This is a genomic window from Pseudomonas sp. BGI-2, assembly GCF_004310295.1.
Taxonomy (GTDB): domain Bacteria; phylum Pseudomonadota; class Gammaproteobacteria; order Pseudomonadales; family Pseudomonadaceae; genus Aquipseudomonas.
Genome location: NZ_SISB01000027.1, coordinates 56,409 through 78,489 on the forward strand (window position 1 = coordinate 56,409; position 22,081 = coordinate 78,489).

Genomic DNA, 22,081 nt, shown 5'->3' on the forward strand with positions numbered 1-22,081 from the left:
TGACTTCAGTGTTTTTTTCCAGGAGCCATGACATGGCCTTGAATTCACGTTGCCCTTTTGCACTGATCATGGCCTCCCTCTACCCTGGCATGGCCTGGAGTATTGATCCGGCGCCTATTGATGTTTACGGATTCGGTTTCACACCCACCTTTCTGTTTTCAGAAAGCTATGACGATAACTTCCGGGAGGTGGAAAACAATAAACAATCGTCCATGATCACCAAATTGGCGCCCAACTTCGAACTCAAGGCCGAAGACCGCAACAGCGCCACCCGACTGATCTGGCAGCCCGCCCGCTACATTTATCATGACGAGTCTGATGCCTCGTACACCGCACAACGGGTGCGGGCGGACAGCATCATGGAATTCACCGACCGGCACCGTCTGAAACTCGAAGCCGAATACCGGAAATATGAGCGCACCGAATCGACGGCTGTCGAGGGCGTCAATGACAAGCTCAACAACAAACGGGTGGGTGGTCTCTACACCTATGGCGCCAAGAGCGCTGACAATCAGATCGATTTCGGCGCCAGCTACGCAGAGCTCCGCTACGACAATGCCGACGGCATCAATGACGACAAAGAGCGCAATACCGCCGGCCTGACCACCACGTGGTATCACCGCATCGGCAGCAATACCCGTGGCCTGCTCGAATACGACCACACCCAATTTGACTACCAGCAGCCCGACAGCCCGCGCAGCAGCAAATCCAACGCAGTGCTGGCCGGTGCCGTCTGGGATATCACTGCAAAGACCACCGGCAAAGTCCGCGTCGGGTATGAGAAAAAGGACTTCGACAGCAGCGAATCCAAGGACCTCGACAACCCCACCTGGCAAGTAGATCTGCAATGGAAGCCGCGAACTTATTCAACGTTCACCTTTGTGGCTCGTCAGGCCCTCGCCGAGGGCGACGATGGCGCCGACGCCGTCAAGTCGACCTTCACCCAGGTCGGTTGGCGCCATGGCTGGACCGAACGGATCACCACGGTGGCACAAGCCGGGTTCGGTCGTTATGTCTACGAGGGCCAAAGCCGCACGGACGACTTACAGGACTACCACCTGGCCGTGGTGTATGCGATGCGCCGGTGGCTGGATATCGAACTCGGCTATCGGTTCCGCGATAACGACTCCGATGCCGACAACGAAAGTTTTACCCGCAACGTGGTTCAGATCAGCTTCAACGTAAGCCTCTAAGAGGGTTTCGCCATGAACTCACACACACTGGGCTTGTTGTTCGCACTGGCGGTTCTACCCAATGCGTATGCAGCTGACCCCGGCACTCAGTACAAACTGGCCGCTGGCGATGTCTTGCGCATTATCGTATTTGGCGAACCGGAGTTGAGCCTGAAAAAGATCCGCCTAAGCGACGCCGGCACCTTTTCCTACCCCTTTCTGGGTGAGATTTCCGCGAAAGGACTGACCCCCGGCCAAGTCGAAAAAGTTATCGTCAGCGGGCTTAAACAAGGGTATCTGATCGACCCGAAAGTCAGCTTGAGCCAGATCGAATACCGTCCGTTCTACATCAACGGCGAAGTGAAAAAACCCGGCAATTATCCATTCATACCCGGGCTGACCCTGGAGAAAGCAATCGCCCTGGGCGGTGGCTTGACCGAGCGGGCCTCGATCAAACGCGTGACCATCGTGCGCGGTGATGGCGGCGCCACACTCACCGATGAAGTCACCCGAAGCACCACGATTGCCCCCGGCGATACCATTTCCATTGCACAAGGGTTTTTCTGACCATGGACAACAGCCCTAGCCCCTACGTCGAGCGTCCTCTTCAAACGCATGTGCATCAGCAGCCGTACAGCGAAAACCGGGACACCATTGACCTACTCAAAATCTGGAGAGTGATCTGGCGCGCCAAATGGAGCATCGGATGGCTGGTCCTGCTTTGCTGTGCGGTGGCGGCCATTGCGGTCTCGGCCATTACCCCGCAATACATCGGCAGCACCACCTTGCTATTCAACGATAAAACACCGCCGCTGATGTCCTTCCAGCAGGTCAAGGATTCAGGCAGCAATGCCACCGAATACTTGCAGACACAACAAGCGCTCCTGCAATCGCGTGACCTTGCCGAACGCGCGGTGAAAAAACTCGGCCTGACGACCCACCCGGTCACCGACCCGCGCCAGCAACCGACGCCTTGGTTCACCCCGCGCAAATGGCTGGCGGACCTTGACCTTGATCTTGACCAATGGCTGCCAGGGCTGGGCACGCTGATGCCGGTGAAAGGCGCGCCCAGCGAGGAAGACGTCTTCAATCAGGTCACGCAGAACCTCATGCTGCACACCAGCGTCAAGTTCGTCGGCAAGAGCCAGCTGCTGGAAATCGAGGTCGAACTACCCGATCCGGTTCTGGCGGCAGCAGCGGCCAACGCGCTGGCCCAAGGTTTTACCGACAGCCAGCTCGACACCAGCGAGAAGGCCTCGCAGACCACCACGGCGTGGATGAACACACGACTGGTCAAGCTGCGTGACAACCTGCGCGCCGCCGAGAAAAAGCTTCAGGGATACCGGGAGGAGCAAGGCCTGGTCGACGTTGGCGGGGTCGCAACCATCAGCGCCAACGAACTGGAAATGACCGGCAATCGTATGGTCGACGCCCGTCGCAACCGCGCTGAAGCTGAGAGCGAATACCGCCAGGCGAAGGCCCTGAGCAGCGGTGACTTGAGCCGACTCTCCAGTGTGCCGGCGGTCTTGAGTAACCCGTTGGTCCAGCAATTCCAGGTGGATCGGGCCAAGGCTCAAGCCAAGGTCGATGAGCTGGCGGGGCGCTATGGGACAAAACACCCGAGCCTGATTTCCGCGAAATCCGAATTGCGCGCCGCGACCACCAGCCTGCAGTTGCAGGTTCAGCAAGTGGTCGCCGGGATCGAACGCCAATTCCAGCTGGCCTCGGCCAGTGAAGCCTCGCTACGCCAATCCTTCAACACTAACAAGGCGCAGATCCAGGACATCGCCCGCAAGGAATTCCAGTTGCGCGAGTTCCAGCGTGAAGTCGACAGCACCCGCGCACTGTATGAAACCTTCGTCACCCGCTTGAAGGAAACCGCCGCCACCGCCGACATGGACTCCACCAAAGTGCGCATCGTCGATCCGGCCATTGTTCCTGTCGACGCGAGCAAGCCCCGTAAAACATTGATTGTGGGGATCGTCGGGTTAATCGCGACAGTGATCGGCATGGCGCTGGCATTGCTCATGGACAAACTGAGCAACACCTTCAAGACTGACGAGTCGATCGAAAGCACGCTGAACATTCCGCTACTCAGCGTTATACCGCTGGTCATGAAGAAAAGCCGTCGGCAACTGGCGAGGTTGTTCGAAGACAATGAAAACCCGCGTTTTTCCGAAACTATTCGCAACCTGCGCACCTGGCTGATGTTGCAAAGCAGTGACATGCCGTCGCAGGTGGTGCTGGTCACGTCGACCGTCGCCGGTGAAGGCAAAAGCACGATTGCCAACAACCTGGCCAGCTCACTCACACCATTGGAGCGTGTGCTGCTGATCGATGCCGACATGCGTCAGCCAACCCTTTCGCTGAACTTCGACTTTCCGCCTGACAGTCCGGGACTGGCCAATGTGATTGCGGGGACTGCCCGGCTCGAAGACTGCATCGTTTCGGTGGGCAATCTGGACATGCTGCCGGCCGGGAGGATGGAGCCGGTATCGCAGGATCTGTTCGCCGCACTGCGCCTGCCGTCCCCTGCGGACGCGCTCAGTTCGGCACGCCAGCCGCCGCCACAGGATCTGCTCAGCTCACCGCGCATGGCGCGCATGCTTGAGGTGCTCAAGTCGCGCTACCGCCACATCATCATCGACTCCCCCCCTGCGGAGATGATCAGCGACGCGCTGTTGCTGGCCCGGCACTCGGATGCCGTGATCTATGTGGTCAAGGCCGACAGCACGCCGATCAATCAGGTGCAGAGAGGCATTTCAATGTTGCAAACAAGCCACGTACCGGTATTTGGCGCCGTGCTCAATCAAGTCGATCTGCGCAAGGCGCGCAAATACGGCTACAACCATTCCCGAACGTTCTACAACTACGACTTCGTGCCCAGATAACACCCTGTCACGTTTTTTCTGCGTCTCTATCTGCCCTCACACCCATTGCTTCACCTCTGCCGAGCTACGGAAAAGCCCTGCGGAAGCCACGTCGTGGCTGCCGTTCAGTGCCGACAGATCACTCATGCCTCGAGGTCAAGCCCATGACTCCGCAATACACCGCTCACATTGCACATCGCCGAGGCCTGACGTTCTGGGGCCAGTGGTTGTGTGCGATGACACTGGCCATCTCGCTGCTGACGCTACTGGTGTTTTGGCGTGTTGGCAGTCTGACCAGCGAGTACCGCATCCTGATGATTCTGACCGTGCTCGGTTCAGTGCCCATCTACAGCATGATGCAGGTTTACCATAAGCGACATGGCCTGGTGGTCGGGCTCGGCCGGTTACTGGCCGGCTGGTTGATCCTGCTGGCGGTACTGGCGACCATTGCTTTCACCACCCAGACCAGTGCGATTTACTCGCGCCAGGTCATCATGGTCTGGGCAGTGCTGGGCTTTTTCGTCCAGGCTGCGACTTTTCTGCCCTTGCATTACTTCGCCCGGCTGCATTCGCGAATGATCTGCAGGGAACGTCGCTCGGTGATCATCGGCACTTGCCCGACCGCCCATGAACTCGCGAAAAAACTCTCCCAGCCGAACCGCGCGCTGGTATTGGGTTTCATCGCCGCCGCCGATAACAGCGGCCCGGCACCGAGCATTCTGCCGCTGCTGGGTCACGTCGATGGGATCCGCGAGATCATCACCCGCCTGGACGTACGCCGCGTCTACATTGTCCTGACGATGGCGCATGCCGCCACCATCGAAGCGCTCTACATCGATCTGCTGGACATGAACGTCGACGTGGTGTGGATTCCGGATTTCGGCAGCATGGTGCTGCTCAACCACTCGATCTCTGAAATCGAGCGAATGCCGGCGATTTACCTCAACGAGAGCCTGATCAGCTCGCACCCCGCCAGCCTGTTTTGCAAGGACCTGTTCGAACGCAGCCTGGCCGCCGTGGCCATTATTGCCCTCAGTCCGTTGCTCTTGATGGTAGCGATCGCCGTCAAGCTGACCTCCGCCGGTCCCGTGCTGTTCAAGCAAAATCGCCACGGCTGCAACGGCGAAGTGATCAAGGTCTGGAAATTTCGTTCGATGCGCCTCCACGACGATCGCGAAGTGCAGCAGGCCACCCGTGACGATGATCGTGTCACACCGCTCGGACGCTTTCTGCGCCGCAGTTCCATCGACGAATTACCGCAGCTGTTCAACGTGTTGTTCGGGCAAATGGCACTGGTCGGCCCCCGCCCGCATGCCGTCACCCACAACATTTACTACACCGGCAAAGTGCGCGCCTACATGGCCCGTCACCGCCTCAAACCGGGGATTACCGGGTTGGCCCAGATCACCGGGCATCGAGGCGAAACCGAAACGGTGGAAAAGATGCAGCTGCGCGTCGCCCAGGACCTCAACTACATCAACCAATGGTCGCTGTGGCTGGACATCAAGATCCTCATCAAGACGCCCTTCACCTTGTTCTCGAAAAACATCTATTGACCCCTGCCCATCGTTGATCGCTGTCACGACGACCCGAGGTTTGATCATGAATGTGAGCGTATTCGGTATTGGTTACGTGGGACTTGTCCAAGGCGCCGCGCTGGCGGAAGTGGGCCACAACGTCCTCTGTGTGGATGTCGACGTCGACAAGGTAAAGGCGTTGAAGGATGGCACGCTACCGCTCTACGAGCCGGGCCTGAAAAGCCTGGTCCACAACAATTACCAAAGTGGACGACTGCAGTTCGGCACTGACCTTGCCAGCGCTGTCCACCATGGCGATGTGCTGTTGATTGCCGTTGGCACACCGCCAGACGAAGACGGCTCGGCAGACCTCAAACATGTGTTGAGCGTTGCGCAAACCATCGCGCTGAACATGGACCGGCATCACATCATCGTCGATAAATCCACCGTCCCCGTCGGGACCGGCGACCGGGTGCGAGCGCACATCGAGCAGGTGCTGGCCGACAACGGTCGCGGCGACCTGACCTTCGACGTGGTCTCCAATCCCGAGTTTCTCAAGGAAGGCTGCGCGGTCGAAGACTGCATGCGCCCGGACCGGATCATCATCGGCACCGACAGCCAGCACGCCGAAGAGGTCATGCGAGAACTGTACGAACCGTTCAGTCGCAACCGCGAAAAGATCATCGTCATGGACCTGCGCAGCGCCGAACTGACCAAGTACGCCGCCAACAGCATGTTGGCGACCAAGATCAGCTTCATGAACGAAATGGCCAGCCTCGCCGAAAAACTGGGTGCCGATATCGAAATGGTCAGGCATGGCATCGGCTCTGATCCGCGCATCGGATATCAATTTATCTATCCGGGTGTGGGCTACGGCGGTTCGTGTTTCCCCAAGGACGTCAAGGCGCTGATACACGCCGCCGCCAGTGTCGACATCGACGCTCGGGTACTCAAGGCCGTCCAGTCGCGCAACGACGAACAGAAAGCCAGCCTGTACACCAGGATTTTCAATCACTTCGACGGCGCACTCCGCGGCAAGACCTTTGCCCTGTGGGGCCTGAGTTTCAAACCCAACACCGACGACATGCGCGAAGCCCCCAGCCGGGTGTTGATGGAAGCCTTGTGGCGCGCCGGCGCCAGCGTCCAGGCGTTCGACCCCAAAGCCATGGAGGAGGCCCAGCGCATATATGGCTCGCGCGATGACTTGACGCTGGCGGGCACCAAGGAAGCGGCGCTTAAAAATGCCGACGCCTTGATCATCGTCACCGAGTGGCAATCGTTTCGCGCGCCTGACTTCGACCTGCTCAGCCGGCAGCTCAAGCAACCGCTGATTTTTGACGGACGCAACTTGTTCGATCCGCAGCGGTTGAGCAAACGCGGCTTTACCTACGTCTCCGTGGGTCGGCAGACCTACCCGGTCATCTGAAGGAAGTCGCGCCATGATCAGGCTGCAAATAGTCAGGCATTACTCACCGAAGTTACTCGACGCCAACCAGGCCTATTCCTTCATTAACTTTGCTTCTATCGGCTGCCTTTTCGAACAGGCCCCAGGCACCGTCGCCTACTTTTGCGACGGCATGCTGATGTCGACGTTCATGTCGCGCGTAACCGGCCGCACGATCGGCCGGGTCAGCTTTGATTTCACGTCGATTGCCGACGCTGTTCTCAGCAGCGCAGAGCAACAGGGCAAGCGCGTGTATTTCGTCGGTGCCCGCCAGGCTGAACTGGATCTGTTTGTCGGCAAGATCAAAATGCTCTATCCGCGGCTGAGCATCGTCGGTTATCACAACGGCTACTTCGATGCGTCCCAGGCCCGGTGCATTCAGGCCGACATCTGCCGCAGCGAAGCAGACATTCTGATCGTCGGCCTGGGTGCCGGGCTGCAGGAGCAGTTCGAACAGGATGCGCTGCGCGCAGGATTTCGGGGTGCTGCCTTCACCTGTGGCGGGTTCATACGCCAGGAAGCCATGGCCACGCGGCATTACTACCCGCCAGTGATCAATCACCTGCATATGCGCGCGTTTTATCGGATGTATCGCGAGCCGCATACGATCAAACGCTACCTCATCGATTACCCCAGCAACTTTTTGCACCTGTTGAGGATGATCGTTCAGCGCAAAGTTGCCATCAGCGTTGGGGAATGACCATGCACATCCTGTTCATTCTCAAGGACTTCAAATCGGGTGGCGGCGTCGAGCGCGTCCAGCAACGGTTGTCCGAGCAGTTTCTCAAGGATGGCCAGCGCGTGAGTTTTTTCGTCATGAACGGTGACACGCCGGACACCGAGGGTGTGCAAACGCTCGCCAGCGGCAGCGGTGCCGGCATCGTCGGCCTGCTCAAGTCCATTGTGCTGTTGCGCCGGCTCATTCACCGAGAGGGCGTTACCCACCTCATTTCCGCCAAGGAGCAGGCCAATCTCTGCACCTGGTTCGCCACCCTGGGCCGTCCTTGCAAAGTCATCTATAGCCGCCACGCGGCACTGGATTGCACTGAACAGAAAACCGGCCCTTCAAGCCTGCGCCTGCTCTATTCGTTGTACCTCTGCGGCAGCGGCAAGGTGGTAACGGTCTCCATAGCCTTGCGCCAGTCCCTCGTCGACTGGATGCCCTGGGGTCGGCAACGGATCCGCTATTGCCCCAACGCCGTCGTCACCGAACAACTGCTTCAAGCCGCCCAAGCGCCGCTGCCCGCGGATTTACCCCGCGACTATTGGTTGAGCGTGGGCCGACTGGTGGAACCTAAAGGGTTTCATCTGTTGCTGGATGCCTACGCCCTGGCGTTGCGCAGCGAAGCATTGCCGGACCTGGCGATCGTCGGTGACGGTCCCTTGCTCGACGCACTGACCACTCAGGCAAGCCGACTGGGCATCACGCACCGGGTGCATTTCACCGGTTTCATGAGCAACCCCTATCCGCTGCTGAAGCACGCACGGCTGTTCATTCTGAGCTCCGTGCAGGAAGGCATGCCGACCGTCCTGATCGAAGCGCTGGCACTGGGTACGCCTGTGCTGGCATGCGACTGCGAGACCGGGCCCAGGGAATTGCTGGACAACGGTCGACTGGGTCAACTGGTCGCCGTCAACGATGTACCGGCGTTGGCGCGGGGAATGCTTCAAAGCCTGGCGGCACAGAGCGGCGTTGCACCCAGCGCAAAAATGCTCAGTGACGCCATCCATCCGTACACCAGCCAGTACGCCGCGCAAGCGTATTACCAGGTATGGAACCAATGAAAAAGTTGCTGATTATCCTGCATGACCTCAGCGCAGGCGGGGCTGAAAAAATGATGACGCGCCTCGCCGGTGCCCTGGTCGACGCAGGCAATGACGTGACATTGCTGATGCTCACCGGCGGCGGCTTCCATGCGGCGAACCTCGACCCGCGCGTCAAGAAAGTCGAATTGCAAAGCCAGCGCACCGCCCGTGCGGTGCCGGCCCTCGCGCGATTTCTGCGCGCCAATCGCTTCGACGCACAACTGGCGGCCCTCACTCACGTCAACGTGGTGGCCATCATCGCCGCCTCATTGTCAGGGACACTGGCACGGCTGCACGTCAGCGAACGCAACACGTTTTCCCATGACAAGCACGTTAACCAAGGCTTCATGGTGCGGCAGGCGTATCGGGTGGCACCGCTGTTGTATCGGCTCATCCCCAATCCGGTGATCTGCGTCTCGCGAGGCGTCGCCCAGGACCTGGTCGACACCACCCTTGCACGTCTGAAGGACGTGACCATTGCCGACAATCCGGTCCTCGACGACGACTTTCGCGACAAGCCGCCGGGGCGGCCTAGCCACCGCTGGTTGCTGCAAAAGTCCAGCCCGGTGATTGTCGCCGTGGGGCGCCTCGCCCCGCAAAAAGGCTTTGATACCTTGATCAACGCCTTCGCGAGGTTGCCCGACGCCAACGTTCGCCTGGTCATTTTTGGCGAAGGCGCGCTCAGGGCGCAGTTGCTTGAGCAGGCACGCACGCTGGGCGTGGCCGACCGGTTCGACGTGCCAGGCTACACCCGCGATCCAATGGCAGAAGTGGCCGCGGCCGACTGCTTTGTACTGTCGTCACGTTTCGAGGGCAGCCCCAACGCGCTGGTAGAGGCCTTGTCCACTGGCACCCCGGTGGTGTCGACCCGCTGCCCCCATGGCCCGCAAGACATTCTCATCGGTGGCCTCGTCGCGCCGCTGGTGGCCGTCGACGACCCAAGCGCATTGGCGCAGGCCATCGCCCTGCAACTCTCGACACCGCGAGACCTGCAACGCCAGTCCCGCATCGATGCCGCCGCGCGTTTCATGAATGCCAGCGCGGTAGAAACCTACCTCGCCGCGTTGCTCCGGAGGCCATCGCCATGAGCACACTGGAAATCAGATATTCCACGCTACGCGACGCCTTCACGTTGTTCGGCGTGCTGTTCTACATCCAGGTGATTACGTTTGTCCTCAGTCTGGGTGGCGCCCCCAGCTTCGGCGACATCGATAAAGACCTCGAAGGCAACGTCGCCAACCAGATCTGCGGTCTCATCACACTGCTGGTGCCCTTGTTCTTCTTCATCCGCAACAAGGTGTTCCTCAGCAAAACCTTTTACCGCAGCAACTTCTTTCTGCTGATGTTCATGCTCTGTGTCATCGCATCGATCGGCTGGTCCCACGACCCGATGCTGAGTTTCAAGCGGATTATCGCGATGCTCAGCGTGGTGTTTTTTGCCGGTTTCATTGCCTACAACTACCCCCTTGAAAAAATCACCTTCATGCTCGGCTGTGCCATCGGCGTGGCTGCGTTGATCGGGTTGATGCTCGCCGTGGTCATGCCTGACGTCGCGTTCTTGTCCGGTGGCATTCGCGACGGCGCATTCAAGGGGGTTTTCGCCGAAAAGAACGCTGGGGCAAGGCTCAACGCAATCGCCATCCTGCTGTTGCTGCCGATGATCCGCCAACGCAACCGCTGGGCCCTGTTCTGCTCGTTTTTTTCGCTGATCGCGATCTTGCTCGCCCAGTCGGCGACCGGCGTGGCATTGATCATTTCCGGTACGGTGAGCTACTGGTATTTCCTCACCCTGATCCGCTTGCGTATCAACCGCTCGCAGTGGCTGTTCTTCGGTTGCACGCTGGTGTTTCTGCTGGCTTGCCTGTTGCTGTACAGCCACGTTGCGTGGCTGGTGGAGATCGCCGGTCGCGATCCGTCGCTCACTGACCGCACGTTGATCTGGGAGCTGCTCGCGCCGTTTGTCGATCAACAATGGTTCAAGGGTTACGGCTTCGGTGCCTTCTGGGCCAGCCCCGATGCCAATGCTTTCATCCATCGCTGGGGCTACATCGGCAACGCCCACAGCGGCTACGTGGAGACCCTGCTCAACGGCGGCGCTATCCAGTTGACTGCGCTGGCGTTGCTGCTGGGCGAAGCGCTGCTCAAACAATACCGCGCCGTGACGGCGAACCAGGCGGCACGGTTTCGCGCCAGCGCCCTGGTCATCATCGGCCTGTTCGTCGTCACCAATTATGTGGCGTACGTGATTCCCAACTATCGCTCCGCCGAGTTCCTGGTGTTCTGCACTTTGGCCCTGTCCTTTCGGCATCACCACGCGACATTCCCCGAGTTATCACCGACAGCCCTGCGTCAGCGTCCGTCTGGCGAGGGTTTAGCGCGCGATTCAGCCCAGGCGTGACAAAAGGAGAAACACCCGTGCCCAAACAAGCCTCCCCTTTAGCGCACTCAGTGTGCGTCGTGATCCCGATGTACAACGGAGCCGGCAGCATCGAGCAAACGCTGGCGTCCCTGGTCGGGCAAACCCGACTGCCCGATCACGTCATCGTCATCGACGATGGTTCCACCGATGACGGACCACAACGGGTCAGAGACTTCGTGGCGCCGTTCCGCTTGACGCTGTTGCAACAAGCCAACGAAGGCCAGGCCAGTGCCCGCAACCACGGATTGCGGCACAGTGAAGAGACGTTTGTGGCGCTTCTCGATGCCGATGATCAATTTCGTCCGCAAAAGCTCGAGCAGCAATTGGCGCTGTACGACGAACTCACTCGTCAGGGACGGCCGGTGGGGCTGATCGACTGCTACACGCAGGTCAATTACAGCGACGGCAGGCGGCAGCTGGACAACCACCTCAAGAACGGCAGGCATTTCGACGATTTCATCCACGCCAACGTCCTCAATGGCGTATCCACCGCGCTGGTCAAGCGCGAGGTGATCATGCAGTACGGCGGCTTCGATGCCAGCCTGCGTTACTCCGAAGACCGCTTCATGTGGACCCGGATCGCCGAACACTGGGAGGTCCACACGGTGCCGCAGGTGCTGCTGGAGCGCACAGTCAACGGCGGTAACATGACCGCGCAACCGAAAAAGTACTATGCGAACAAAATCAGGTTCATCGACGTGTACCTCGCCCGCTATGGCGCGCAGCTCAGCAAGCAGCAACGGATCGATTTCGTGCTGGGCAACCACACCGATTTTCTCAATGCCTTTTCCCGACGTGGCGAGCATGCCGAGGTGATCGGCGTGTACCGGCGAATGCTGGAGTATTCCTGGCAAACGCTGATCTTCGCCAACGGCAAACCGACCTTGCGCTACCTCTATGCCTGCGCCCGAACCTTGCGCAAGACAACGGCATCAACCACCGCTCATTGAACCGGTATCCGCCATGGCCAATCACCGTCTGGTGACATTGATCTGGATCTTCACCGAGAAATTCGGCCTGATCTTCCTGTCGATGATTACCTTTGTCGCGTATGCCAGGCTGCTGTCGCCTGCAGAGTTGGGTGTGGGCACAGTCATCATCGCCATCGTCGAGTTGATCGGCCTGGTGTATTCGTCGGTTTTGGAAGACCCGCTGGTACGACTCGAACGGTTAGAGGACAAACACATCACCACGGCGTTCTGGGCAGCGGTGCTCGTCAGCCTGATGTCCATCGTCCTCATCTCGGGCGCAGCGATGCTGTACACGCCCGATCCGGTGCTGCAATGGATGACGGCGGTGGCCTCAGTGAAAATCCTGTTCACCATGATGGCGCGGGTCTATGTGGCGCAAATGCGCCGCAGCGGTAACTTCAGGATGCTGGCGTCACGCACGTTGCTGGGCAAGGTGTGTGGTGGTGTCGGCGGCATCGCTGTCGCGCTGTGGGGGTTGGGGGCCTGGGCGGTCGTTGCCCAGGCACTGATCATGGAGTTCGTCTCCATCATCGTATTGATGCGCTCAGATCCGCGACGCATTGCCTTTCATATCGACGGCCCGGTCTTGCGCGAACTGTTGAAGTCCGGAGCGCCGGTTGCCGTCAACGCGCTGAGTTCGCAAGCGCTGCAACGCGGGGTCAATGTGGTCCTGGGCATGACGGCCGGCACCAACGCGGTGGGCATGTTCAACATGGCGATGCGCATCATCGATCTGCCGCGTACGGCGATCTACCACGGTCTGATCAGTTATGCGCTGCCGGTGTTTGCCCGGCGTAGCGAAGATCCATCACGGTTGCGCGCGATCATCAGCGATTCGACCGCCGTCAGCGGCTTCCTGCTGACGCCTCTGTTCATCGGCATCGCACTCACGGCGCACGACGTGATCCTGTTGATCTTCGGCGCCAAATGGACCGAGGCCATTCCCCTGCTGCAAGTGCTGGCGTGCACCGCCGCCATCGGCAATACCGCCATGTATGCCACGACCGCGCTGATCGCCGTCAATCGCAGCCACCTGACCATCAAGGCCGAAGTGGCAACCACGGTACTGTCACTGGCGCTGGTTTACAGCTTCGGCAGTCTTTATGGCGGCATGGCGGCCGCCCTCGCTCTGCTGGCGAGGATGCTGATCATCACGCCGCTGCAAATCCGCGGACTCAACACGGCCATCGGTTATGGCTGGCACCGGTTCTTCGACGCCAATTACCGCAGCGTGATTGCCTCGCTCGTCATGGCAGCAACCGTCCTGATGGTCGCTCCCCGAATGGGTTTTCAAGGCTATCTGAACCTGATTTGCACCATCGGTATTGGCGCCCTGAGCTATGCCGTGGCGTACAGCGTATTGCACCCGCGCTGGCCGCAAGAATTCAAAACGGTTTTCACCGCCCGCTGAATTCCCCCTGAGACAGGAACACCTCACCATGCCTAAAACCACGCTTATTACTGGCGGGGCCGGCTACATCGGTTCCCATACTGCCCTGGCGCTTATCAATGCCGGGCACTCTGTGCTGGTGCTCGACAACCTGTGCAACAGCTGTCGAGAGTGCATCGCGCGTCTTGAGCTGCTGACCCACACCCGGGTCGATTTCATCAATGGCGACATTGGCGACTCGATCTTGCTCGACAAGATTTTCAGCCGTTACGACGTCGATGCCGTGGTGCATTTTGCGAGCCTCAAATCCGTCGAAGAAAGCATTCGCAAGCCTTTGGACTATTACGCCAACAACGTCGCCGGGACACTCAATCTTTGCCGGGCGATGGTGCGTCATGAAGTGTTCAATCTGGTGTTCAGCTCCTCGGCGACGGTGTACGGCGACCCTGCGCAAATCCCGATCCTGGAAGACATCGGCACCGGCAAACCGGTCAATCCCTATGGCCGCACCAAACTCATGATCGAGGAATTGCTCACCGACCTGTGCCACGCGGATCCACGCTGGAGCATTGCCTTGTTGCGCTACTTCAACCCGATCGGCGCCCACGAAAGCGGAATGATCGGCGAAGACCCCAGCGGCCGCCCCGCCAATTTGCTGCCGTGCCTGACCCAGGTTGCGATCGGACGGATTCCCGAACTCACGGTGTACGGCTGCGACTATCCCACCGTGGACGGAACCTGCGTGCGCGATTACATCCATGTGGTCGACCTTGCCATCGGCCACCTCAAGGCGCTGGAGGTATTGCAGGGCAAAGGGGGCATCAACGCCTGGAACCTGGGCACCGGCATCGGCTACAGCGTGCTGCAGATTATCCAGAGTTTCGAGGACATTACCGGCATCACCATCCCCTACCGCTTCGCCCCGCGACGTGCCGGTGACATCGCCAAATGCTGGGCGGACCCGAGCAAGGCAGGACGTGAGCTGGGCTGGAGCGCGCAACGCGACCTGGAACAGATGATCGTCGATACCTGGCGGTGGCAGTCGCGCAATCCGCAGGGGTATCAGTCGTCCCTCGACATACCGGCCCTGATGACGGCGAAGTAATGCAGATGCTCAGCAAATATCTGCTGGTGCTGCTGTGGTCGGTTTCACTGGCTGGCACGGCGGCGCAAGCGCCCTCCCGTCCGCCGGCCAGCGGCCTGGTGCTATGGCTCGACGCGGCCGACGCATCAACCATGACCGTCGATGCACAGGACCGTGTGCAGTACTGGCGCGACAAATCCGGCCAGTCCAACGACGCCACGGCAGACGATGCCGCCTTGGGACCGAAGCAGGTGGCGAACGCCCTGAACGGTCAATCGGTGGTGCGTTTCAGTGGCGTTTCGGGGTTTCTGGGCAAAAACATCCGCAGCGCAAAAGGCCCGGTCACGGTGTTTCTCGTATCCCTTCGGCCAGCAGAAGCCAACGTTGATCCCTGGCAGCGGCTGTTCAGTTCGCGACCGCAAATCGCCAAAAACGATAACGTGTTGCCGAATTTCGCCATCAGCCTGCGACAGACCACCGCGTATGCGCCGACCATTTCCGTGCTGGAGCTTTTCGATGTACCGATCGGTCCGTATGCCGTCGGGCGCAACGTGGTCGGCAAGGCCGAAAACTTCCGCGGCGACATCGCCGAAGTGCTGGTCTACGACCGTCCGTTTGCCTCCCTCGCCGAGCGGCAACAGGCGTTTGAGTACCTGGCGGACAAATGGTCCATTGTCGTTCCCGGACCGGCTCACACCTGGACCCGTGTCGGACCGCTGGGCGCGTTGCCGGTCCATACCAACCCCAACCTGCCGCTGTCCGATCAGGCCAATGCCGGCCAGTGGACACTCGACACCAACCTGTCCGACGACTTCAACGGCACCACCCTCGATCCTGTACGTTGGCACGTCAACAATGCCGAAGGGAACGAATCGCTCGGACGCAAACCGGCGCTGTTCAAGCCGGACAATGCCAGCGTCAAGAATGGCAACTTGAACATCGTCTTCCGCAAGGAAACCTTGCCGCAGAAGTACGTCAAGCTCGGCTTCAAGGACTACTCCTCGGCGATGGTTCGCACCCATTCGCGTGGGCTCTTCGGGTATTACGAGGCGCGCGCCAAACCCATGGACTCGGCAGGCTCCAGCGCATTCTGGCTCGCGTGGACGGGCATGGCTGACAATGCCACCGAAATCGACATCTTCGAGATTGGCGGCAAGACCAAAAACGCTGCCCTCGACCGTTTTTACAACATGAATGCCCACCTGTGGGCCACGCCGCAAAGCACCGAACATATCGCCGATGGCAGCACCTGGGTCAGTCCATGGCGCCTGGCGGACAGCTTCCATATCTACGGCTTCGACTGGCAGCCCGACACCCTGCGCTGGTACGTCGATGGCGTACTGGTCAGGGAATCGAAGAACAGCCATTTCTTCTTCCCGATGCAGATCGTCTTTGACAGTGAGGCCATGTGGCAGTGGTTCGGCGTGGTGGACGATGCTGACTTGCCCTCTACCTTCAGCGTCGACTACGTCAAGGTGTGGCAAGGCAGTCGATAGCCTCCACACCAAATCGACAACCGCCCGGGTCAAATCTCTATCGGCAGATGGTCAGTTTTTCAGTCAGCGCTAACACGTCTGGAGCGCATTAAAATGATCAAACGCCGGCTGAAAGAACTGGATTTGCTGCGCTTCCTGGCGGCTATCGCAGTCGTGTTTTTTCACTATGCCTTTCGCGGGTATGCAAAGGGCGACATGTCGACAATGCCTTACCCGCTATTGGCTGAGCCTGCCAAATACGGTTACTTGGGTGTCGAACTGTTTTTCATGATCAGCGGATTCGTCATTCTGATGACTGCTTCAAGCAATAATCTCAAAGTATTTTTCATCTCCCGCGTTGTTCGTATCTGCCCGGCTTTCTGGGTGTGCTGCACCCTCACTTTTCTAATCACACTTGCCATCGGACAACCACGGTATACAGCAAACCTTTATCAATACATCGCGAACATGACACTCCTTAGCGACGTGATGGGTGTCCCGCCGATAGACGGCGTTTACTGGTCTCTGTTTGCAGAAATAAAATTTTACCTGATGATATCCATTGTATTGGGCTTCAAGAAAATAGAAAAAATAGAGACCTATCTCGTGCTTTGGCTACTGGTATCTGCCATAACAGAAGCACTCATATTAGAAAAGATGCGCTCGATATTAGTTACCGATTACGCTGCCTATTTCATAGCGGGTGCAACGTTCTACATGATATGGGCCAAGGGCATCACGAAAACACGAATTCTCCTGTTGGCAGGTGCATTGGCATTGGCCTGCTACACATCAATCGTATGGGCCGAACTGCTCGAAACGAAATATGCAACTGAATTCAGCCCTCTGATCATATGCAGCAGTATTATTCTGTTTTTCATAACGTTTTTCTTGATCGCAACCAACAAAACGGCAGCCATAGGGGCATTGAACTGGACTGCACTAGGAGCGTTAACCTACCCACTTTACCTATTACATCAAATGATCGGCTTTATGATCTTTAACATTGCTTATCCCGCTGTGAACCCGCACCTGTTGCTTTGGGGCACTATCGCCTTAATGATAGGTGCGTCCTATTTGATCCACAAAAAAATAGAAACACCCATTGCCAGATTCATGAAAAAACTTCTTTCATTATCCTTCAAGCGTGTTGAGGCTGATTAGCCCACCTAGAATCGACTGCGGCAAGGTCCGGCAGGCGGCAGCAGAGCGGTGCCCACTGACGCCTCCCGACACCCTTAAATCATCGGCGAACTGCTCACCACGCGCAGTGCCAACCCTTCATAGGCATCCAGCGTAATGGTGAAGTCGCCCTCAGACGTGAGATCGCCTTCGACGCGCTCGTTGATGATGTCGACCACTGGCCCCGGTGCGATATTGGGCAGGTGCAAGGTCTCGGTGATCGGCGTCGAACCGAAGTTCAGTGCGGTGATTTGCGTGCCTTTGCCGGCCGGCAATTCGTGGACCATGACCAGCAGCCCGGAGTGCTGGACATCTGGGATCAGGATCTGACGACTGGCGGCGATATCGTAGGCGCGGCGCGCGGCGAGGATTTTTTTAAGTTGCGAGACGAACGAATCCGGATCATTCAATTGGCTGGGCAGGCTGCCGTACAAGGTCTTCGGACGCGGCATTTGCCCCGCCGACAGCGGCGCGTCCGGATTGAGATCCACCAGATCGTAGGCCCCGCGATGAATCCAGCGGGTGTCGCCGTCGCCCATCAAGTGCTCAACCTGCTCGGCCGGCAACGGCAGCGCGCCGACCAGGTCCCAGCCGGACAGCGCAAACACCCCCGGTTGCATGGCGTTGTACATCACCAACAGCAAATGGACCTGGCGAATCTGCTGGATATCCGCCGCTGTGATCGCGTCGAGATCACGAATCCCCAACGCCGCCGTGATGATGCTGGCGGTGGTGCAAGACACGCCGTTGGTGACGAATTTCAAGTTGTAAGGCGCGTGCTCGCCCGCCAGACGCTCGTACATCTGCTCGCGAATGTGTTCACGCAAGATGCTGCCCGGAAAGGTCTGCCCTTGATAGAGGTAGGTGTCATGGGCGTGCAGCGTCCAGAAATGCACCAGTTCCAGGGTCAGTTCGTCGTGGTTTTGCAAGGCATGGATCAGCGAACCGGGGTCGATGCCGAGGGTATGCATCTGTCGCAGCATCAAGCGCAGGAACTCGGTATCGCCCATCAGCAACGCGTGCTGATAGGCCGGTCGGGTGATGAAGTCATACGAGAGGTCGGCGCCGCCGTGGGACATGCTGGCGATGTCGTCGACGGTCAGGTTGAGCTCCTGAAAACTGAAACCGCCGGCCTTGCGGATCGCCCCGCCCAGCAACTGGTTACCGGTAATCGATAACGGGTGGCTTTCAGACCAGGCCGTGCCGTCGAGTTTGCGCTCCACGCCGAGGAATCCGTTGGCGTCCAGACGCAGGATTTTCGCACCCATGACGTCAATGGCGTGCAGGGCATCGCCGATGATCATCTGCTGCGCGGCGAAGGTCGGGTCCAGCCAGTTCAGTGACGGCTGCCCTTCCTTGAAGTAATGCAGATAGACCCAGCGCCGCGGCTTGCCATCGACGCCGATCACGATCGGTGTCGCGCTCCAGTCGGTTTCCTTGACCCCCGGCTCGAAGAAGATCACCCGCTGCAACTGGCCGACGATGTAGTGCTTGTCCCGGAGCACGTCGACCTGCAGCGGACTGAGATTTTGCGCATCACGGCCGTCGGCGATGTCCGGCAGCAACGGCCAGTCCTCTTCGCGGATTTCGACCATGTGGTAGAGACCCGGATAGTCTTCATAGGCCATCTCGGCCAAGCGGAAATCCGCGCCTTTGCCGGTATGCGAAGGGATCACGTCATCGATGATCACCGCGTTGTGCGCGGCGGCCATGCGCACCAGTGCCTGAAGATGCGCCTCGGTGCCCAGTTGCGGGTCGATCTCGAAACTGATGCGGTCAAAATTGCCGTCAATGGTCGGTGTGCGTTGGGTACCCGTCAGGCCGCCAGACATTTTCAGCGGGCCGTTATGAATGCCCTGGATGCCGATTTTCGACAGGGCATGCCATAAAGTTTCATCGCCCAACGCCTCGAGCACGCTGCCGTCTTCGCGGGTGACGATGGACGCCGGGTAAGCGGTGAACCACACCGAGGCCAGGGCTGACGCATCACGGGGCCGGGTATGGGCGTAAGGCTGTTGCCACATCCGACCTTGGCCGGAGTAGAGCTTGGCGCGCTGTCTGGCGGCATGCAGCATCGATTGTTCAACCAGCCAGGTCACATGATTTTTGTCAGCCGCAGTCATAAAAACAGTCACCTGTTGTCGTGGGTAAATTTGCGCTCGGCCATCCCATGCGTACCTGCACCGGTGGACCCGTCCTTTGCATATGAGGCCCTGAGGCGGCATTCGTTGCATTGAGGCTTGAGGATCCAGAACGCGCGCACTGTGTTTTGCTTCGAATTACGCCACCGCGCGCTCACCTTTCAGGGCTGGCAACGCGATGACGAGCGCCAGGCCAATCAACCCTGCCGCTACCGCAAAGGTGATTGCCATGCCATGGGCGATCGCTTCTGGCGCTGCATTGGTGACGTCGGTCGCCGATGAAGCCAGCGCAAACACTGCGCCCATGACCGAGGCACCGGTGATGAGCCCGAGGTTGCGCGACAGGCTGAGCAGGCCGGCAATGACGCCTCGCTGATCCGGGCTGACGCCGGCCATGATCAACGTGTTGTTGGCCGCCTGAAACAGCGCATAACTGGCGGTGATCACAGCGATGGGCACGAGGTAGCCGAGGACACCGACACGCGTCGGAATAATTGACAGAACACAGGCGCCGAATGCCATTGCGACGAGCCCGAAAACGCTCATGCGCTGCGCGCCAAAACGGTCCACCCAGCGGCCGGCGGGTACGCCAGTCAACGCGGCAACCAGCGGGCCGGCTGACAACGTGAGCCCGACCAGCACTGCATTCAACCCGAGCGCGCCCGAGAGATAGAACGGCCCGACCACCAGCGTCGACATCATCACCGTCGAGACCAGCGTGCTCATGGCCAGGCTCGCGCTCAACCCCCGATCACGCAACAGCGCCAGTTTGATCAGCGGCGATGCAACCGTCGCCTCGATGAACAGGAAAACCCCGGTTCCGGCAACCGCGATCAGCAGCAACGCGAGGTTGAACGAACCCCAGACACCTGCGCCCAACGTCATTGCCAGCGCATACGCGCCGAGTGTCAGCGCCAAAACCAACGTGCCTACAACGTCAAAACCACTGCGCTGAGCCTTCGGCGTTGGGCGATCGGCGGGCAAATAGAGGTACGCGAGCACACCGTTCAAAACACCCAGCGGCAGGTTAACCAGAAAAATCGCCTGCCAGCCGAAGCCGGAGATCAACACGCCACCGAGCGATGGCCCCAGCGTGGTGCCGATCGCCGACATCGTGCCAAGCAATCCCATGGCGCTGCCGGTCTGCGCTTTCGGCACCGTCTCACCGACAAACGCCACGGTGAGCGCCAACATGATCGCTGCCCCGAAGCCTTGCACCGCCCGAGCGGCGACCAGCCACCCCAGCGACGGCGCCAGGCCACACGCCAGCGAAGCCAAGGTGAAAATGGCGATGCCAAACAGCAGCAAGCGGCGTCGACCGACGATGTCGCCCAAACGTCCAACGCTGACGATCAACGTCGTTATCGCGAGCAGATACGCCAGGACGATCCACTGCACTTCCTGAAAGGACGCGTCGAGTGCCTGGGACAAGGTCGGCAAGCCTGCATTGGCGATGCTGGTGTCGAGGGAAGGCATCAACATCGACAGCGAAAGGCTGGCGAGTGCCCAGCGGACCGAGCCGGATTGCGTGTTGAGTTTCATGGTTTGGCCACTTAGGGAAAGTTGACCTTCAGCGTATGCTCGCGTCTGCCATGGCGGAAGACGCACCACTTGCACTTGATACCTGCACACGACGCCATGTCATCACCCAGCCGTGCTAACGTTGAAGCATGACGACTCCCGACCTGAATCTGCTGATCACCCTCGATGCGCTGCTCGCCGAAGGCAGTGTTGCGCGGGCCGCCCAACGATTGCGGCTGAGCCCGTCGGCGATGAGTCGGGCGCTGGCACGATTGCGTGAAACGACCGGCGATCCACTGCTGGTCCGCGCCGGACGCGGCCTGGTGCCGACACCCCGAGCCCTGGAGTTGCGCGAACACGTCAGCCAATTGGTGCAACAAGCCGAAGCGGTGCTGCGCCCCACCGAGCAACTCGACCTCAAGCAACTCGTGCGAACCTTCACGCTGCGCACCAGCGACGGCTTTGTCGAAAACTTCGGGCCGGCGCTGATTGCTCGCCTCGGCGAAGAAGCCCCCGGCGTGCGGCTGCACTTTTTGCAGAAACTGAACCAGGACAGCACGCTGCTGCGTGACGGGACGGTCGATCTGGAGACCGGCGTTGTCGCGGACACCACCAGCCCGGAAGTGCGCACCCGCGCGTTGTACCAGGACCGTTTCATCGGCGTCGTACGCCCGGGGCATCCGCTGAGCAAGGGCAAGATCACGCCCGCCCGGTATGCGTCCGGCCGGCATGTCCTGGTCTCGCGGCGTGGACGGGATCAAGGACCGATGGATGACGCCTTGAAACCACTTGGGCTGGCGCGGGAGATCGTCACCATCGTCGGCGGCTTCTCCGCCGCCTTGGCGCTGGCCCGGGCCTCGGACCTGATCGCCACGGTGCCCGAACGCCACACCCACAATCTGCGTGCCGGCCTGCACAGTTTCCCCCTTCCGGTCGCCACGCCAGTGATCACCATCTCAATGCTCTGGCACCCACGAATGGACGCCGATGCCGCGCACCAGTGGTTGCGCGGATGTATTCGGGAGGTGTGTGCGGGGCCTCTGAATTAGCGCTTATTGGATGCTTTTGCACTTTGTGGGAGCGGCCAGG

At 59.4% G+C, this 22,081-nt stretch carries 17 protein-coding genes; 15 read left to right on the forward strand and 2 right to left on the reverse strand.

The features are described from left to right. Positions 1 to 32 precede the first annotated feature (32 nt). The 14 genes from EYC95_RS18785 (at position 33) to EYC95_RS18850 (ending at position 17,312) form a co-directional block, all read left to right on the forward strand. Positions 33 to 1,193, forward strand: a complete 1,161-nt coding sequence (locus EYC95_RS18785) for an outer membrane beta-barrel protein (RefSeq protein ID WP_131061698.1) — start codon at positions 33 to 35, stop codon at positions 1,191 to 1,193. Between the two features lie 12 nt (positions 1,194 to 1,205). After that, entirely contained in the window at positions 1,206 to 1,739 is a 534-nt protein-coding gene (locus EYC95_RS18790) for a polysaccharide biosynthesis/export family protein (RefSeq protein ID WP_131061699.1), read from the forward strand. 2 nt (positions 1,740 to 1,741) lie between these two features. Continuing rightward, entirely contained in the window at positions 1,742 to 4,063 is a 2,322-nt protein-coding gene (locus tag EYC95_RS18795; protein WP_131061700.1) for a GNVR domain-containing protein, read from the forward strand. A 143-nt stretch (positions 4,064 to 4,206) separates the two neighbouring features. After that, positions 4,207 to 5,598, forward strand: a complete 1,392-nt coding sequence (locus EYC95_RS18800) for an undecaprenyl-phosphate glucose phosphotransferase (protein WP_131061701.1) — start codon at positions 4,207 to 4,209, stop codon at positions 5,596 to 5,598. Between the two features lie 46 nt (positions 5,599 to 5,644). Next, positions 5,645 to 6,985, forward strand: coding sequence for a UDP-glucose/GDP-mannose dehydrogenase family protein (locus EYC95_RS18805; RefSeq protein ID WP_131061702.1), 1,341 nt, complete (start codon positions 5,645 to 5,647; stop codon positions 6,983 to 6,985). Between the two features lie 13 nt (positions 6,986 to 6,998). Beyond that, on the forward strand, positions 6,999 to 7,703 hold the full coding sequence (locus EYC95_RS18810; protein WP_131061703.1) for a WecB/TagA/CpsF family glycosyltransferase: 705 nt from the start codon (positions 6,999 to 7,001) through the stop codon (positions 7,701 to 7,703). 2 nt (positions 7,704 to 7,705) lie between these two features. Beyond that, complete coding sequence (locus EYC95_RS18815) at positions 7,706 to 8,788, forward strand: glycosyltransferase (protein WP_131061704.1); 1,083 nt, start codon at positions 7,706 to 7,708, stop codon at positions 8,786 to 8,788. After that, complete coding sequence (locus EYC95_RS18820; protein ID WP_131061705.1) at positions 8,785 to 9,897, forward strand: glycosyltransferase; 1,113 nt, start codon at positions 8,785 to 8,787, stop codon at positions 9,895 to 9,897. The genes EYC95_RS18815 and EYC95_RS18820 overlap by 4 nt, the downstream gene beginning before the upstream one ends. Next, positions 9,894 to 11,207 (forward strand): O-antigen ligase, encoded by a 1,314-nt coding sequence (locus tag EYC95_RS18825; RefSeq protein ID WP_131061706.1) that lies wholly within the window; start codon positions 9,894 to 9,896, stop codon positions 11,205 to 11,207. The genes EYC95_RS18820 and EYC95_RS18825 overlap by 4 nt, the downstream gene beginning before the upstream one ends. 17 nt (positions 11,208 to 11,224) lie before the next feature. Beyond that, positions 11,225 to 12,178 carry a glycosyltransferase family 2 protein gene (locus tag EYC95_RS18830; protein ID WP_131061707.1) on the forward strand — a complete coding sequence of 318 codons (954 nt, stop codon included), beginning with the start codon at positions 11,225 to 11,227 and terminating at the stop codon, positions 12,176 to 12,178. Between the two features lie 13 nt (positions 12,179 to 12,191). After that, entirely contained in the window at positions 12,192 to 13,610 is a 1,419-nt protein-coding gene (locus EYC95_RS18835) for an oligosaccharide flippase family protein (protein WP_131061708.1), read from the forward strand. A 28-nt stretch (positions 13,611 to 13,638) separates the two neighbouring features. Next, positions 13,639 to 14,694, forward strand: coding sequence for a UDP-glucose 4-epimerase GalE (gene galE / locus EYC95_RS18840; protein WP_131061709.1), 1,056 nt, complete (start codon positions 13,639 to 13,641; stop codon positions 14,692 to 14,694). Between the two features lie 5 nt (positions 14,695 to 14,699). Then, the gene (locus EYC95_RS18845; RefSeq protein WP_256656972.1) at positions 14,700 to 16,169 is read left to right on the forward strand and encodes a family 16 glycosylhydrolase; all 1,470 of its coding nucleotides are present in this window, start codon (positions 14,700 to 14,702) and stop codon (positions 16,167 to 16,169) included. Between the two features lie 93 nt (positions 16,170 to 16,262). Beyond that, on the forward strand, positions 16,263 to 17,312 hold the full coding sequence (locus EYC95_RS18850) for an acyltransferase (protein WP_131061711.1): 1,050 nt from the start codon (positions 16,263 to 16,265) through the stop codon (positions 17,310 to 17,312). A 74-nt stretch (positions 17,313 to 17,386) separates the two neighbouring features. Here EYC95_RS18850 and treS read toward each other — a convergent pair whose 3' ends face one another. Together treS and EYC95_RS18860 are read right to left on the reverse strand one after the other, a co-directional pair. After that, positions 17,387 to 19,453, reverse strand: a complete 2,067-nt coding sequence (gene treS / locus EYC95_RS18855) for a maltose alpha-D-glucosyltransferase (protein ID WP_131061712.1) — start codon at positions 19,451 to 19,453, stop codon at positions 17,387 to 17,389. Between the two features lie 156 nt (positions 19,454 to 19,609). Continuing rightward, complete coding sequence (locus EYC95_RS18860) at positions 19,610 to 21,013, reverse strand: MFS transporter (protein ID WP_131061713.1); 1,404 nt, start codon at positions 21,011 to 21,013, stop codon at positions 19,610 to 19,612. A 128-nt stretch (positions 21,014 to 21,141) separates the two neighbouring features. Here EYC95_RS18860 and EYC95_RS18865 point away from each other — a divergent pair, with 128 nt between their 5' ends. Beyond that, complete coding sequence (locus tag EYC95_RS18865) at positions 21,142 to 22,041, forward strand: LysR family transcriptional regulator (protein WP_131061714.1); 900 nt, start codon at positions 21,142 to 21,144, stop codon at positions 22,039 to 22,041. Positions 22,042 to 22,081: the final 40 nt, after the last annotated feature.